The organism is Flavobacterium sp. N502536 (assembly GCF_025947345.1).
Classification (GTDB): domain Bacteria; phylum Bacteroidota; class Bacteroidia; order Flavobacteriales; family Flavobacteriaceae; genus Flavobacterium.
The window spans coordinates 3337174-3353979 of sequence record NZ_CP110011.1; the positions used below are offsets into that span (position 1 = coordinate 3337174).

Genomic DNA, 16806 nt, shown 5'->3' on the forward strand with positions numbered 1-16806 from the left:
ACCCGACAGGTTTCAAAAACCTGTCGGGTTTGTTATTTAACGGGTTCTCTGAGTAAAGTTTTTAATTTTTCAGAAGGTGTTTTTCGAAAGTCTGACAGATAAATTTCATGATGCAATCCGTTTTGCTCTAAATGGTGTGCAGTAGTAAACTCCTGGATTTTTTTCAGCGTTTGCGGTTCATTTTCAAAAGGACCCACATGAAGAATCTGCACTACTTTGCCTTCTGCCATTTCATAAAACTCAATAGACTTTGCCAACGTTATTTGTTTTTTATTAACGGCAATAGGAATAGCTTCTTCCACATGTTCTTTAGTTATGAAGTCCGGCATTCGAATCATAATTCTGTAATCCCACTCCGCTCGGGGTATTTTTAACGGAGCTTCATCCATTGAAATATCCTTGTATTTTTCGGCATCAAAACTCCATAAAGCTTCTAGTTTTGGAACGACAAAATCATTATCGACTGCTTTTAGCATAAATTTAATGCAGTAAGCGGTGGTATACAGGGCCTGAATTTTTTCTGAAAATACTGCTCCCGAAGGATCTCCTGTTCCGGTAATCGATATATAGTTTGTTCTTTCGATATAAAGTATTTCAGGCTTGGCTTTGGCCGTATAATATACTTTGTCACTTTTTGTTAAATCTAGTTTGCTCATCTTGTATCGTTTTATACCGCAAATTAAATCACAGGGAGTGACAACCGTATGTCAGCAGCGTTAGGGTGGTTTGAAATAAGAATTAATTTTCTCTGTTCATTATAAAATTAAACCCGACAGGTTTTTGAAACCTGTCGGGTTTGGTATTGTAATTATTGAATTCGTGGCTATTAATTAGAAGTTATTTTTTCTTCTTCAAAACTAAAAATAGGGGATAAGAAATCGCTGTAATTCCCATAATAATGATAAAGCTTTTAGGATCGCTGTAAATAAATCCGATTAGTAAAGCAATCGAGATGATAATAGCAATTATGGTGGTCCAGGGATACCAAAAAGAACGGTAAGGTCTTGGAAGATCAGGTTCTTTAGTTCTTAGTTTTAAAAGCGAAAAATAGGCCAGTCCCCAAACGATAATCGAGATAAAAGCGGCGAAGGAGAACAGTACTTCAAAAGAGCCGATGCAAATTAAAAACAAGCTGAAAAGTGATGATACTAAAAGCGCTACTATAGGAGTTCCGCCCTTATTTACCTGCGTTCCTTTTTCGATGAAAAACCCGTCACGGCTTAATCCGTACAAAATTCTTGGTGGAATCATCATAAAAGCATTCAAAATACTGATTAAGGAAAAAATAGAAATTACCGTAACGATAAGAGCACCGTTTTCTCCGAAAAGAATTTTGGCGACATCGGCAGCTGCGAGATTTGATTTGGCTAAAGTTTCGATGGGTAAGACATGAAAAAAAGCGGCATTTACCAAAATATAAATAGACATAACGAGTAAAACACCGCTGTACAATGATTTCGGAATGTTTTTGCCCGGGTTGTCATTTTCTTCAGCAAAAAAGCAAACGCTGTTCCAGCCGTTATAAGTACCGATGATGAGTTGTAATGATTTGAAAAATCCAAATAATAAGCCAATCTGAAAGAAAGAGCTGTCTGTTTTTATGGGTGTAGTTTCAATACCGGTATACATAAAGCAGGCAACAACTAAGGCGACAAAACAAATCACTTTTAGTAAGCTTGTAATTTGCTGGATAACGCTTCCGTTTTTTACACCGCTCAGGTGTATCAATACAAAAGCAAGCAATAACGAAATGGCCATTATAGTAGAATAATTAGCAAGTGCAGGAAATAAAATAATAACATATTCGCTAATGACAATGCAGTAAAAAGCTGGCGGGATAACATTGGTAATATAATCGAACCAACCGGACAGAAAACCCGCATATTCGCCAAAAGCTCTTTTAATATAGTTATAAGAACCTCCGGCTTTGGGTAACATAGTTGCAAGTTCGGCATACGAATTGGCTCCCAGTAAAACATACAAACCTCCAAAGAGCCATGAAGCAATAATTAACCAGTAATTGTTAAGCATTTCGGCGATCGTTCCCGGTGTTCGTAAAATACCAACTCCAATCGTACCTCCAATTAATACGGCAATATTAAAACTTAAGCCGAGGCTTTTTTGTAATTGGTTTTTTCTGGAGTCTGACATATAAAGGGCTTTATTTTGATTAGTGGTATTGCCGGACAAAAGTAATACAATCTCAGTACTTTCTTTAGGTAAAACAAAAAACCTCAACTGTTGCCAGCTGAGGTTTTCGGTTTAAAACCAAACTTTTTTGTTTTCATTGCTGAAATGCAGCAAAAGTCTGGAGGGTAAAATCTAATTCAAAATTTAGAATTTATATTTTAAGCTTGTCATAACCTGACGAGGTGCGATAGGGTTTATACTGTAATTTTCGTGAACAGTATAATTCAATTCGTTTGTAATATTAGATAATTTACATAAAACTGAGAATTTCCCCCACTCATAACCTATTGAAGCATCTATAGTAGTGTAACCTTCGATAGGAATATCTCTGTCTCTAATGGTAACAATGTAAGCAGGATTTGGTTTTGGATTAGCAGGTGTAGGTTTAACAGCTGTCCATAAATAATCATCATTCCAACCTCCTAAACGGTTACCAATGTAGTTGGCGATTGCTCCAAATGAAACTCCTTTAAACATTCCTTCCGGTACTTTATAGAAGAAACTTAGGTTGGCTGTATTTTTTGGTGTTCTTACAACCTGATCTCCTGCTACAAAACTTCCACTTGTTCCTGAAGTTTTAGTATAACGCATATCATTATAGCTATAACCGGCAATAATATTAAGTCCTTCTACAGGTGTTGCAGTAACATCAATTTCAACTCCTTTACTTTTGGTAGCACCACCCAATACTTTTATGTTTGAATTCACATTTTCAGTAACTCCATCAGCTAAAAATGGTGCAGTTTGAGCCAAATTGCTGTTTGAGATTTGGTAAACAGTTAAGTTTGTGCTTAACAATCCATCAAAGAAATCTTTCTTAATACCTGCTTCGTATTGGTCGATGATCGATGCTTCAATTGTTTTGTTGTCAACAGTGAACCCTGAATTTGGTGAAAATGAGTTCGAGTAGCTGGCGAACAATGAAGTGCTTTTTGTTGGTTGATAGATAATACCCACTTTCGGAGAGAATGCATTGTCAAGTCTTTTAGCGCCAACTTCAGCCGTTGCATTTTCCGGAGCGACCGTTTGAACTTTTGTGCCGGTGTTATAAGTTTCTTTATAAGTAGTAGCTTCTCCTTCTTGCCATGACCAACGAATACCAGCCAATACTTTTACTTTTTCTGTAATCGAAATCAGATCCTGAAAATAGGCTCCAAAACGATTAGTTTCTGTTTTTAGAATTTGAGTCGCTCTTGCATTTGGAATATCATTCTTTTGTTTTGAAGGATCAAAAGTAAATAAATTAATGGTGTCGTAATTTGCAGGATCAAAAGCATAAGTGTATCCGGTAGCAAATGAATTTTCCCAATCTATACCAGTATAGATTTGGTGTTTTACTGACCCGGTATTAAAATTTCCTTGTAAGCTTAACTGGTCTCCCAATATCTGCTCTAAGTTTTTATTTTGAACTAATGCTCTGGTCCAGTCTCCCTTATCGGTTATATTAGACATCTGAGCTGTAGATTTCTGAGTTCTATCATAACTTTGGAAAGAACTATTGAAGTTTAGTTTCCAGTTTTTATTGAAATCATGGTTTAATAAAACCGAAGCACTTGCTGATTTTGTCGCACCAGTAGACCAAAGTGATCCGTAGAATGCATTACGAGGCAAGTCAAGAATTTGTTTTCCTATAAGACCTGTTCCAAAATCAGGAGTCCAGTCTGCTGTTAGGTAATCTCCTTGTACCGTAATTTGTGTTTTAGGGCTAACAATAAAAAGCAAAGACGGGTTGATGTACAAACGTTCGTTTTTTACTACATCTCTGAAGCTCTCCGAGTTTTCGTAAGAACCGTTTATTCTGAAAGCAATAGATTTATTAAGTGGACCGTAAAAATCAAAAGAAGGCTTGTAGAAAGCATAACTTCCGATTTGCATCCCTATCTCACCGCCTGATTTGAATGAAGGGGTTTTCGTTACCAGGTTTAAGATACCTCCCGGCGCAACGTTTCCAAACAATAAAGCCGAACCTCCTTTTAAGAACTCAACTTTCTCCAGACCGGAAACTTCAGGAATGGAACCGGAATTGTAACGGAAACCATTTTTAAACATATTATTGGCAGACATGTCATATCCTCTTGAGAAAAAGGATTCCTGTGCACCACCACGTGCAGAACTTACATAAACACCATTGGCATTTTTTATAACCTCGCTTAAACGAATTGCCTGTTGTTGTTCAATTATTTCAGAACCAATAACCTGTATAGTTTGCGGGTTATCCATTGGTTTTAGTCCGGAACGAACTGCAGTAACCGCTTTAGGTTCTCTGTTGGTTTTAATTAAAACTTCATTTAGAACCTCTCCTTTTTTGTTTTTTACAGTATCATTTTCAGTCGAAGTATTTTCTGTACTGGAGTAGTTCTGACTGTAAGACGCAAAACTAATCAAAGATAAAGCAAGTAGTAAATTATATTTCATGATGCTTATTTAGATTTAATAAAAATAAATTTTTGCAAATATAAGGGCGCATCGATGTTTTAACAAAATTTAAAGAAAGGTTTCTAGATTAAAATTTCATTAGAATAGTCTTAAGATTTGCTTAAGATTTTGCTTTTTTGAGTTTTATTGTGTAGGCAAGGATAGTTCTATGCTAGGGCCTTTCGAATAAAAAAGCCCTGTTCTTACTGAACAAGGCTTAACCAGTATATAAAGTTTTAAAATCGAAAGAATGAATTATTTAACCGCGATTAAATAAGTCGCCATCTTCCAGATTTCGTTGTATTTTTTACCATTGTGTTCTCCGGCAGCTTTTTCGGTATAAGCGAACTCTACCATATAATTTCCTGACCAAAGCGGTGTAAAAGTGATTTCTCCTTTGTCATTACTCCATAATTCTTTTTCCCAGCCATTTGGAGCAATTACTTTTATTTTTTGCTTTTTGGCTGCAGCACCTTCGTACAATGCATTTATGTTGATAGCTGTTTTTTGTTTGGCAGCGGTAACTTCTTTAGAAAACACACTGATAATGTTTGTGTTTGCAGTAGCATCGTTTCCTTTTACAGCATTTCCAACGGTAACCGTTGCGCTTGAATTGTAATCTAATTTCATGGTTCCGTACACATCTTTTACAGTGTGGTGCATAACAACCGTGTAAACGCCATCTTCATCTGGTGTAAAAAAGGCCTGATATTTATTTTCTAAAGCTGCCGCAGTAAGTTTTGTTTCCTTTTTTGAAGGGCTGATTACAACCAATGAAAAATCTTTTAAATCTGAAAACCATTTTGCTGAAGCCGTAATATCATTATCTGAAAATTCTCCGAAGAAAACTGAAATTTCCTGTGCTTTCCCTTTAGTACCAGTCGCTTTAGTTTCAATCCATAAAGCATGGGCAAATAATGCAGGGCTCGCAACTAACATTAAAAGTAAAAATGTTATTGATTTTAAAGTTTTAGATTTCATAATATTTAAATAGTGAGTTAATAATTGAGTATCACAAATGTAAAATTTAATATTAGTTTGACAATATTTATTTAGAACAATTATGAATAATAACCTGTAAATCTAATTTTGGATTTTCTTCCGAATATCGTCAGCCAGTTTTGTGTCTCCATTTTTTAGATATGCTTTTTCCAATGCGAGAGGTACATTTTTACTTTTCGGATAATACTTTTCGGCATATTTAAAGAAAATTAGGGCCTGTTGCGGTTTTTCAATATCCAGACAATAATTGCCAATCCAATCGAGATAACTTTCGGTTGGGAGGAAGGTAAAACCGGTTTGCTGAGATAATTTAGCATATTGCTTTTCGACCAGTGTTGGATCAATAACGGCTTGTTTTACCTGAACCAGATGTTCTTCAAAAAGGAATCGTAAACCATCATATTCGGCCGGAATGGGAATGGTTCCGTGGTCTTCATTGTCATAAAATTTAAAGCCCCAGCGAAGGTTTTTAGGCTTCTTATCTTTTAATAATTTTTCAAATTTTCTGATGCCTCTTGCCATATCGGTTGTAGTGTCCTGAGGAATACTTTTTTTATCGGCCATAGCCAAATAAATACTGCGCTGTTCAAAATTTTTTGTATTGAAAAGTGAATCGGCTTTTTTATTCATAAGTTCATTGTCCCACCAAAGACTTGGGTCAATAATGATATAAGAATTAAACAATGAGGTGTGATTCAACAGAATGTTTACGGCTGTTAATCCTCCAAAAGAATGCCCGTTTAAAACATTATAACCCGAAGTTCTGTACTTGGAGTCGATGTAAGGACGTAGCTCTTTCTCTAAAAAAGTGATGAAGTTTTTATTGTCCCCGCTTTGTTGAAACATCTTTTTGTTTTTATCAAAAAACGCCTGACGATTTGCTTCGGTAGGGGTAAGATCTCTGGTTCGGTTGGTATTGGTTATTCCAACAATGATCATTTGAGGAATTCTGGCATAAGGTCCTCGTGCAAGTGATTGCTGAAGTCCGGTAAAGGAATGGAAATTACTCTCGGCATCCAATAAATAAACAACAGGATATTTTGCAGGAGCATATTTAGTACTGTTGTAATCGGGGGGAAGATAAACCCAGAAGTTTCGTTCTTCATTTAATGCTTTAGAGAATAGATGATGTTTACTGCCAATAGAGATGCTATCTTGCGAAAAGGAAGGCGTAAACCAAAAGAGGGATAGCAATAAAATTGTTTTTTTCATTTTTAAACTGATTGTGTTTTTTTCTTTTTATTCTGACGTCCATACCAAATTAAAAAACCTGTTACGGGAAGAAACATACATACAAGTCCCACCAGTAAAGTCAGGGTTTTTCCGATCCATCCGGCCCAAAAACCAATGTGGAGATTCATAGTCGTGTCATCAATATCTAAACCGTTCATTACTTTTACGGGTATTTCAAATTCCTGGCCTGTATAGCGATTAAGCACAAAAGTTTTCCCGTTTTGAACACCTTTCAGACCAATGTCTTCGGCTGTAACTGCAAATAAACTGGTAATGCTGTCTTTTGCGGCAATCGATAATTTGACTTGTTCGATCGTTTTGTCTTTTGCAAATAATCGTTCTATTATAGGGTTTAGTGCTGCAAATGTTTTAGTACTGTCATATTCCGGTTTGATGTCCCGCATTTTGGAGTAAGCACGCGGCATACCGCCAAATGCTTTTTGCGTCGCTGAGTTTAAAGGTTTGTTGACAATAATTAAACCCGTAATGGTAATCAATAAGGCGGGTAACAGGTTATAAAACCCGGGAACATTGTGTAAATCATAATTGAGTCGCTTGAAACTGGCATTTTTTTTAATAGTAAAGCTTTGCAGTTTGGTAGATCGGTTCCATTTTTTGGGCCACCATAAAATAAGTCCCGTAATTAATTCGATTAGAAAAATCCAAACCGAAATTTCTACAACTAAATTCCCAATATCTCCAAACGGAATGTGACCGCTGTGAATGTGGGCAATGACATAAAAGAAATCGTAAGCCTTTCCCGAAGTCAGAACTTTGCCTGTGTAGGGATCGATCCATGAAAATTGCAAATCCCGGTCTTTGGTCGACGAAGCCATTTTAATGGTTCTTTCGGGATCTCTGTAAGTAATAAAATAACTGGGTTTCCGATCCGGTAGCTGTGTTTTGAAAGCTTTTATGATTTCTTCCGGAGTCAGTTTTTGCTCTTTTACTTTAGAAACATATAAGGAATCATAAGCGAGTCCATCAATGATATTATCGCAAAAAATAAACAATACTCCTGTAAGCGCCACAATAAATACAATAATTCCGGAGCTAAGCCCTAACCATAAGTGCAGCCAATGATTCAGTTTACTCCATTTGCTTTTTTGTTTGTTTTTTTTGATTGTATTTCCAGACATACGGTAAAACGATAAAAACCAAGCTACATTTCAAATGAGAGGCAGCTTGGTTATAACTAATTAAAAAGAATTAAAATTTGAAAGTAAGATTAGCTACTAATTGTCTTGTTGGCATCATATTAGCCCAGTAATCTGCTGACCAATATTCTTTGTTCGCAAGGTTATTGACTTTTAGCCCTAATCTAAATTTTTGTTTTTCATAAAATATACTGGCATCTAATGTAGTGTATCCGTCTGCTGTAAAAGTGTTGGCATCGTTTAAATAACTATCACTTTGTGTGTTTCCGCCAAAACCAAAACCAACTCCTTTGGCTTGTCCGTCTAAGATTTTATAGCTAATCCAGAAATTAGCAACATTAGCAGGAGTAGAGTAAGGTTTTTTTCCTTCAAGACTTGGGTTCGCTTTGGTATATTCACTTTGGTTATAACCGTAACCTACAATAATGTGTAAACCTCTAAACGGATTTGCAATCAAATCGGCCTCAAAACCTTTACTGCTTTGCGTTGCATCCTGAACAGAAAATAAAGGATTGTTAGGATCTGTACGCAGTTTATTTTTTACTTTAATATCATAGTAACTCAAAGTACCGTTTAGTTTTCCGCCCAGTAATTCAATTTTCACACCACCTTCTAACTGGTTTGCTTCTTCAGGTTTAAACTCGGTCAAACCATTTGGATTGTCTGCAGTTGGTGCAGGTGACACATTACTGAATCCGTTCATGTAATTTCCAAAAACCGAAACTTTGTCTTTAACAACCTGATACACTAAACCAAATTTTGGAGAAACGGCATTCTGATTGTACTGTGCAATTTTGTTTTCGTAATGATCAAAACGCGCGCTTGCCATAGCAATAAATCGATCGGTAATATTGATCACATCGGAAGCATAAAAACTCAAAGTCCTAAAATCTCTGGTGTTAACTACAGTTGGTGCCGTCATATTGGCAATAAGCTGTTTGTATTTTTCCATATTGATAAAAGCAGCATTTCCGTTGATGGTAAGAGCAGGATTTGCAACAGCAGCATCATAATTATTAATAAGCCATCTGTTATCGTTTGTACTGATACAGGTGTAATCGATCCCTAAAAGTAATCGGTTTTTAAAGCTTCCAATATTGAAATTCCCGATAAAGTTTTGTTGAATTTGTGACGTTTTAAAAGTACTGTTGATGTTGTACAATCTTCGTTGTAAAGTGATACCAGAGTTCGCAGCCGTATTGATCAGCAAGAATAAATAGTTGGCCTTATTGTCGGTAAAAGCATTAGAAAAATTAGTTTGCGAAACCCATTGATCTGACAATTGATAGGTGGCTTTTGCAAAAATATTGGTGTTTTTGGCTTCCGATTGTAAATCATCTGTTGCATACGATTTTTTGAAATCGAAATGTAAATCATTCAGGCTTTTTACTGGCGGTGTACCGCTTCCTAAACCGATAGAAGTAGAATTACGGTTTCCCTGGTACAATTCTAAATCAAAGTCAAAAGTCAAACGGTCGCTGGCTTTATAAGTAAAGGAAGGAGCTACTACAAAAGTGTGGCTTTTGCCATAATCCTGCCATGTTTTTTGGTTGTCTAAAGCGGCGTTAACTCTGAAAAGCATTGTTTTTTCTTCATTCAGAGGTGTATTAAAATCGATAGTTGTACGACTCAAAGCCCAGCTTCCGGTAGTATAACTTACCTCGCCTTTCATCACATCAAAAGGCTTTTTAGTGACTCTGTTGATAAGACCTCCATAGGTGGTTAAGGACGAACCAAACAAGGTTGCCGATGGTCCTTTGATAACTTCGATACTTTCCAGGTTTACAGGATCACTCATCGTTACCCAGTTTGTGTTCATTCCGTTACGAATAGATCCCGCTGCCGATGAACCACTAAAACCACGCATTCTTAAACTTAATCCAACTCCTCCTGAACCTACACTTTGCGTCACGTTGTTTAATCCCGGAGCCGAGTTTAAGGCACTTCTGAAATCAACCGCGATTTGTTCTACAAAAAGTTCTTTTGGAACAACAGTATAAACTTGCGGGTTTTCAAGATTTGAGATCGGTAATCGGGCCACATATTCACTTTGTTTTTTAGCAAATTTTTTGGCGGCAGAAACAACTACAACTTCCTGCAACTCTTTTAAAGAAGATTCCAATTGAAAAGAAACCGTTGAGGTTTCATTTGCTGTGACTGTAATTTGCTGTTTTGACGGAATATGTCCCATCATATTAATTTCGATTTCGTGTGTCCCTGCAGGTATCTGGTTTATTATAAAAACACCATTTTCATCCGTGAGGGCTGACTTTTTTAATTTTGGTATGGCAATATTTACGGCGGAAGCAACGTGGTCATCCGAGGTAATTACAGTTCCTTTTATAGAACCGGTATTTTGTTGGGAAAATGCATCTGTAATGAAAAAACAAACGAGGAGAAGCATGTAAATGGGGGTGCTTAACATCTTTTTTAGCCTTGGTATAATAAAAAGCATACTATATTTATTTAGATTGGTTATAAATTGATAATTTTACGCAAAAGTAATATGTTAATAAAAACATAATAAACGCAATAAGGATTAATATAAACGCAATAGGGATTTAAATGAAATCGTCTTGTAGTTAGTAAGTTATAAGCTATAATTACGCATTTAAACCTGTTGCAGCAAATAGAATGGTAGCGATGAAAACAGTGATGAGAAGTGATATTTTTAAGAGAGAACTGGTTGTTGTAAACGATCCTATTCGGTTTAATAAGGAAGATCTTGTCGAGAAGAAAATCAACTATAATTACAAAGGAATTAGAGGTGTCATTACCGATATTATGTTAGACGGGGTTCATTTGGTGGCAAGAGATCTAATAATAGAGAATGAATTTTATTCGATTGAAGTAGAGCATGATTTTTCGTTTATAAAGCTTCATATTGAAATGGAGGGTGATAATGAATACTGCCCCGAGAATACATCAGACAGAGGGATCTATATTCCGCAGGGGCATTATAATTTGTTTTATTTGCCCAAAATAAAAGGCATTTTAAATTATCGGACCAAAAGAAGAAAAACGCTCGAAATTACGTTTACAGCATCCTATTTAGAGCAGCTGTTTTATCCCAATTTAAAAACCACCATTCCGCTTTTGGCAGAAGCAATAGCTACTCATACCTCATATGCAATGTGGGATACGAGCAAAAGTATTTCGCCAAAACTAAATGTATTAATCGAAGATATTTTGCAATGTTCGTACTCCGGAGCCATTAAAAAAGCTTTTCTGGAATCGAAAGTAGTAGAGATTCTTTCGTATTTATTTACCATTATAAATGAAGAAGAAAATACCAATGTAAGTGTAGAACTTAGTGCATGCGATTATGTTAAAATTCTGGAAGTAGAGAATATTTTAAAAACACAATTTAAAGAAAAACATACTTTAGCGAGTATAGCATCGCAGGTAGGACTGAACAATTTTAAAATTAAAAAGTATTTTAAGATGGTTTTTAATGCTACTGTTTTTAACTATTTGACGCAGGTGAGAATGGAATATGCCAAACAAATGATATTGGAAAAGGATCTCCCGATATCTGTTGTTTCGGAAGAGTTGGGGTATAAAAACCCACATCATTTTACAGTGGCATTCAAAAAGACTTTTGGTTATTTACCCAGTAAGCTAAAAAAATAAAAGGAGCTAACTTATATTAGCCCCTTTTTATATTCAGAAAAAAGTATCGATTAGAATTTGTATGTAAAACTCGCTACAATATTTCTTGGTTTTTGCGGATTTAGAGTTGACCATCCACCGTTAAAATAATCTTTGTTGGCAATATTGTTGAGGTTAAAAGCTACACGAAATTTATTTGAATTATAGAAAACAGACCCATTGATCACGGTATATTCCGGCAATACAAATTTTCCGGTTTTAGAACTGTCCAGAATGGCATTTTCACTCGCATAATTTCCTCCAAAACCAAGACCGAAATGTTCTAGTGCACCTTCTTCAAATTTATAAGTTGCCCACAGGTTTACAAGGTTTTTAGGACCTGACCAAAATGGTCTTTTGCCTTGCTCCAGCCAAACATTTCCAACATCGCCTTTCGTAATTTTACTGTCGTTATAGCTGTATCCGGCAATAATACTTAATCCTTTTATTGGCGCAGCATTTAAATCAAATTCAAAACCTTTGCTTTGGGCTTCACCTCCTTGTGAACTGTACAGCGGATTGCTGGTTACCAAATTGGCTACCTTAATATCGTAGTAGCTCATAGTAGCATTTAACTTGTCTTCAAAAATAGTCGCTTTTACACCAAACTCTAATTGATTGGCATGTTCCGGTTCGAAAGTTTTGGTTCCGATTAAATTACCATCAGTATCATAATTTACGACTGGTGCAATGTTTCTGAAACCATTCATGTAATTGGCAAATACAGCTAGTTTGTCTTCAATAGGCTGGTATAACAATCCGAATTTTGGCGATAAAGCCGTTTGTGTATAATCGTCATTTTTATTTTTGATATCACCTTTCGTATCAAAATAATCCACTCTCAAACTTGCCATGGCCAACAGTTTAGAAGTAATGTTAAGCACGTCAGAAGCATATGCACTGTAGGTAGCATCCTGTGGACTGAAGTTTCCTGCTGGTCTGTTTGCCAGAAGTTTGTCAACAGAGGTTTGTGTTAGATAATAAGGAGCGGCAGCGTCTAATTGTCTCACTTCGCCTTGTGCAGTAATATTGTAAAGACGACCGTAACCGGAACCTCCGTTCGTTACTTTTCTTTCGAAATAATCCAGACCTGCCACAAGACGATTGCGCATGGTACCAATTTTGAAATCTCCAATAAAATTCTGCTGAATATCAGTGGTTGCGGTTTGTGATTGTTCTTTGGTAATATTAAACCCGAAATCTTTATTTCCGTCTTCATTGTCATAAATATAAGAGTAGTAGCCTCTCGATTTTGAGGAACTTCTGGATAAAACCGTTTGAGAAGTCCATTGCTCAGAAATTTTATAGGTCATTTGCCCTTGCAGACTGTATCTCGGGTTTTTTATCGATAAGTCATTACTGTTAAAAGACAAATCGGTATTGTAGTTTAATTCGGCCAAATTGGCATATTGCAAAGCAGCATCTCTCCCTAAAAACAACATCGAAGGCGTTGTTTTTTCTTCCTGCATAAATTCGGTATTGAATAAAAAGGAAAGCTTGTCATTTACTTTGTAAGACAAGGAAGGCGCTACAAAAAGTGAGGTACGGAATCCGGTATCCTGAAAAGTGTTTTCGGTTTGGTACGCTGCGTTAATTCTAAAAAGAACATTATCGGCATCGTCTAGCGGAGTATTGATGTCGGCAGTAACCCTGTTTAATCCAAAACTTCCGGCCAGATAAGAAACTTCACCGCCAAAACCGCTGTATGGTTTTTTGGTAACGGTATTAATTAATCCACCGTAGCTCACTAAACTGCTGCCAAATAAAGTTCCTGATGGACCTTTTATCACTTCTATACGCTCTACATTTGCAGGATCTAAACTACCGTTTGTTAAGCCCGGTAATCCGTTTACGATATTGGCCTGAATTTCAAATCCGCGTAAAGTATAGTAGCTTCCGCCATCACCGCCGCGCCCTGTAGATTCCCATAATTTTTGAATTCCGGGTACATTTTTTAAAGCATCTTCATAATTTGTAATGGCTTGCTCTTTTATTAATTCAGACGAAACAATATTGTAAACCTGTGGGTTTTCGACATTTTTCAATGGCATTTTTGAAACATAAGTACTTTGCTTAGGGAAAGCTTTTCCTCGGTTATTGGTAATGATCACCTCTTTTAATTGTTTATTGGAAACCTTCAATTGTAAATTGAGTGTTGCAGTTTCATTGGCCGAAACAATTACTTCCTGTTCCAGAGTTTCATAACCCGTTAAAGAAACTTGCAAAGTGTAGGTGTTGGCTTTGACTCTGTTAAATTCAAAAGCACCATCTTCATTACTGGTAGTACCGTATTTTGAGCTTTTAAGGATAACGTTAACACCAACGGCCAGTTCGCCATCAGATGTAGTGATTGTTCCTTTAATCTTTCCGTTGTTTTGCTGAGCAAAAGCACTGAAAGAAAAGAGTAAAAAGAGATAAATTACGAATTGAGAATTTTTAATTCGTTTTTCAAAGTTGTTCATGATTTTTTTGATTGGTTATTGTTATCAGTGAATAATTGTAGAAAATTAATAAGCGACTAATTTTCTTTTAAATGCAAACACCTCTAATTTAGAGGTGTTTTTTTATTGCAGATGCTATTAAAACTTAAGAGTTAAGTTTACTAATAAGTTGGCAGGAGCTTGCGCCATTCCGTAAGAATCCCAGTATTTTTTGTTGTTTATGTTGTTGAATTTAACACCGATTCTCCATGTTGGCTTATCATAAAATACGGTGGCATTGTAAACAGAATAAGACGGGTTGTAAAAACTTTCATCTTCAAACTTGTATTGTTTGTCTACATAATTGCCTCCAAAACCAAGTCCTAGATCTTTTAATTTGTTTTGAAACTTATACGATATCCAAAAATTAACTACATTTTCCGGAGCTCCGCTGGCTTTATTTCCTTCAATAGCAGCATCTGATGATTTTACGATGCGATTGTCATTATAAGCATACCCAAGCATAGCATTTAAACCCTCAACCGGATTGGCAATAAATTCAAAATCAATTCCCTTACTCACCTGTTTACCGTCCTGAACACTAAATCCGTCAGAAGTTGTTCTTGTAGCATTATCAATCGTAATGTTGTAGTAACTTAATGTAGTACTTAATTTTTTATTGAACGCTTCTACTTTTACCCCACCTTCGTATTGGTTGGCATAAACCGGTTTTAATACTAACAAGCTTCCATCGGGTTGATTTACAGGACCTGAATTTTGAAAACCATTCATATAATTTCCAAATAAAGAAACCTGATTTTTAACCACTTCATAAACCAAACCTAATTTAGGCGATAAAGCAGTTTGGTTATAGCCCTTCGTGTCTTCCAGTTTTTTCTGAACGAAGTTGTCCAAACGAAGACTTAGCATGGCCGATAAACGGTCTGTAAAGCTTATCACATCTGAGGCATAAACACTAAATATTTGTTCGTCCGGAACTGCCCATGTAAGTTGCGATACCACTGCATCAACTTGTTTTTTTCGGATAGGATCAAAAGGTTTTGTTACATCGATCGTATCCAGAACCGGCGTTGCACCATAATTAAAAGTACCTTTTGAAAATCTGTAATTGGTACCTAATAAAAGTTTATGTTTGATGCTTCCGGTAGAAAACTGACCGTTAATATTTTCTTGTATATTGGTAAACTGATTAAATATTGGCCCAAAACGCGATACACTTCTTTTTACTTCTGTTGGTGAAATCCATTGCGTGTAATACTGATAACTGCGATCTACATTTTCGTCTATAAAAGAGAAAACAGTAGTTGATTTCCAGTTTTCTGCCAATTGATATTCGGCCTGAACAAAAACTTTTGTTGATGAAGTTTTGGCATCAAGGTCATCGTGAAACAAACTTTTTCTATAGTCTACCTTTAAATCCGTAGGGTTTGTAATTCCCGGAGCATAGAAACGTCCGTAAGTAGGACGTGTGTTGTTTACATTGTAAATTTCGGTATCAATACTTAAGGTTAGTTTATCCGTTGCTTTGTAGGTAAGGCTTGGCGCAATCAGGAATGTTTTACTAAAACCATAATCTAAGAAACTCTTTTCGGTATTTACTGCAGCGTTTAATCGAAACAATACGTTGTTATCAGGCGTTAGTGGAGTATTCATATCAAGCGCTAGTCGGTTTAATCCAAAACTTCCTCCGGTATAGGATACTTCTGTTTTTTTAGTTTCAAAAGGTTTTTTGGTAACTAAATTCACAACACCACCAAAAGAAGATACAGACGACCCGAATAAGGTTCCTGAAGGTCCTTTAAGAACTTCGATACGTTCTGCATTATCAATAGCAATAGAGCTTCGACCCGTCATGTTTTCCATTCCGTTTCGGGCATTAACTCCGGTACTAAATCCTCTAAAAGAAATTTCAAGTCCTCCTGACGGATAAATTTTTGTGGTCACACCAGGAGCATTTACAGCTGCACTTCTAATATCTACTGCAATTTGTTCCTGCAAAAGTTCTTTGGGAATCACATTATAGACTTGCGGGTTTTCGAGATTTTTCAGCGGCATTCTCGCAACATAATCTGTTTTTTTAGAAAGGATGCTTTTCTTGCCGTTGACTACAACTTCATGTAGCTCTTTGTTCGAAACTTTTAATTGCAAATTAAGAACTGTTGTTTCGCTTTCAGTTACTACTACCTCTTGTTCAGTAGTTTCATAACCGGTTAGAGATACTTGTAAAGTATAGGTATTAGTTCGCACTCTGTTGAGATCAAAACTACCATCGTCGTTGGTAACGGTACCGTATTTTGAGTTTTTAAGAATAACATTTACACCAGCAGCAGCATCGCCATCAGATGTAGTAATCGTTCCTTTTATTTTTCCAAAGTTTTGTTGGGCAAACGAACAAAAAAAAGAAAAGAAGAAACTGATTGTAAGCAGAAAACGAGAAGTTTTCAAAATAGAATATTTCATTTTATTGTATTTGGTTAAGGTTTTGTTTTTATTTAGAATGAATAAAAACAGTGCAAATGTAAAAATTAATACTTCTTTAACAAATAGTATTTCGTTTGATTTCATGAACTTTCAGTTAAATCTGAGGTACTTTTTTAAAATTTCTTTGAATAATAATTGGAATGAATTAAATTTCTGACGTTTATTAAAAAAAATGAAAAGGGTAGAAGTTACACTTTGAAAGCCTTAATTTTGCGTTTTAAAAATGAAGCTTTTCA

The 16806-nt window shown here is 35.9% G+C and carries 10 protein-coding genes; 1 reads left to right on the top strand and 9 read right to left on the bottom strand.

What is annotated here, in order from left to right; genetic code table 11:
* Positions 1-32: 32 nt before the first annotated feature.
* The 7 genes from OLM61_RS14090 to OLM61_RS14120 form a co-directional block, all read right to left on the bottom strand.
* A complete protein-coding gene (locus OLM61_RS14090; protein WP_264523272.1) occupies positions 33-656 on the bottom strand; it encodes a GyrI-like domain-containing protein in 624 nt (207 codons plus the stop codon).
* Positions 657-837: 181 nt separating this feature from the next.
* Entirely contained in the window at positions 838-2151 is a 1314-nt protein-coding gene (locus OLM61_RS14095; protein ID WP_264523273.1) for an APC family permease, read from the bottom strand.
* A 183-nt stretch (positions 2152-2334) separates the two neighbouring features.
* On the bottom strand, positions 2335-4605 hold the full coding sequence (locus OLM61_RS14100; protein WP_264523274.1) for a TonB-dependent siderophore receptor: 2271 nt from the start codon (positions 4603-4605) through the stop codon (positions 2335-2337).
* A gap of 255 nt (positions 4606-4860) precedes the next feature.
* A complete protein-coding gene (locus tag OLM61_RS14105; protein ID WP_264523275.1) occupies positions 4861-5586 on the bottom strand; it encodes a hypothetical protein in 726 nt (241 codons plus the stop codon).
* A 102-nt stretch (positions 5587-5688) separates the two neighbouring features.
* Positions 5689-6819 carry an alpha/beta hydrolase gene (locus OLM61_RS14110; RefSeq protein ID WP_264523276.1) on the bottom strand — a complete coding sequence of 377 codons (1131 nt, stop codon included), beginning with the start codon at positions 6817-6819 and terminating at the stop codon, positions 5689-5691.
* A 2-nt stretch (positions 6820-6821) separates the two neighbouring features.
* Positions 6822-7979 (bottom strand): PepSY-associated TM helix domain-containing protein, encoded by a 1158-nt coding sequence (locus OLM61_RS14115; protein WP_264523277.1) that lies wholly within the window; start codon positions 7977-7979, stop codon positions 6822-6824.
* Between the two features lie 70 nt (positions 7980-8049).
* The gene (locus OLM61_RS14120) at positions 8050-10422 is read right to left on the bottom strand and encodes a TonB-dependent receptor (protein ID WP_264523278.1); all 2373 of its coding nucleotides are present in this window, start codon (positions 10420-10422) and stop codon (positions 8050-8052) included.
* Between the two features lie 218 nt (positions 10423-10640).
* Here OLM61_RS14120 and OLM61_RS14125 point away from each other — a divergent pair, with 218 nt between their 5' ends.
* Positions 10641-11630, top strand: a complete 990-nt coding sequence (locus tag OLM61_RS14125; protein ID WP_264523279.1) for a helix-turn-helix domain-containing protein — start codon at positions 10641-10643, stop codon at positions 11628-11630.
* Between the two features lie 50 nt (positions 11631-11680).
* Here OLM61_RS14125 and OLM61_RS14130 read toward each other — a convergent pair whose 3' ends face one another.
* Both OLM61_RS14130 and OLM61_RS14135 read right to left on the bottom strand, forming a co-directional pair.
* Positions 11681-14110, bottom strand: coding sequence for a TonB-dependent receptor (locus OLM61_RS14130; RefSeq protein WP_264523280.1), 2430 nt, complete (start codon positions 14108-14110; stop codon positions 11681-11683).
* A 117-nt stretch (positions 14111-14227) separates the two neighbouring features.
* Positions 14228-16654: a TonB-dependent receptor gene (locus OLM61_RS14135; protein WP_319800525.1), complete on the bottom strand. Its 2427-nt coding sequence runs from the start codon at positions 16652-16654 to the stop codon at positions 14228-14230.
* Between the last annotated feature and the right edge of the window lie 152 nt (positions 16655-16806).

Bases quoted from the DNA above. Each gene is read 5' to 3' on its own strand.
- OLM61_RS14090 (WP_264523272.1), bottom strand. From the start codon at position 656: ATGAGCAAACTAGATTTAACAAAAAGTGACAAAGTATATTATACGGCC.
- OLM61_RS14095 (WP_264523273.1), bottom strand. From the start codon at position 2,151: ATGTCAGACTCCAGAAAAAACCAATTACAAAAAAGCCTCGGCTTAAGT.
- OLM61_RS14100 (WP_264523274.1), bottom strand. From the start codon at position 4,605: ATGAAATATAATTTACTACTTGCTTTATCTTTGATTAGTTTTGCGTCT.
- OLM61_RS14105 (WP_264523275.1), bottom strand. From the start codon at position 5,586: ATGAAATCTAAAACTTTAAAATCAATAACATTTTTACTTTTAATGTTA.
- OLM61_RS14110 (WP_264523276.1), bottom strand. From the start codon at position 6,819: ATGAAAAAAACAATTTTATTGCTATCCCTCTTTTGGTTTACGCCTTCC.
- OLM61_RS14115 (WP_264523277.1), bottom strand. From the start codon at position 7,979: ATGTCTGGAAATACAATCAAAAAAAACAAACAAAAAAGCAAATGGAGT.
- OLM61_RS14120 (WP_264523278.1), bottom strand. From the start codon at position 10,422: ATGTTAAGCACCCCCATTTACATGCTTCTCCTCGTTTGTTTTTTCATT.
- OLM61_RS14125 (WP_264523279.1), top strand. From the start codon at position 10,641: ATGAAAACAGTGATGAGAAGTGATATTTTTAAGAGAGAACTGGTTGTT.
- OLM61_RS14130 (WP_264523280.1), bottom strand. From the start codon at position 14,110: ATGAACAACTTTGAAAAACGAATTAAAAATTCTCAATTCGTAATTTAT.
- OLM61_RS14135 (WP_319800525.1), bottom strand. From the start codon at position 16,654: ATGAAATCAAACGAAATACTATTTGTTAAAGAAGTATTAATTTTTACA.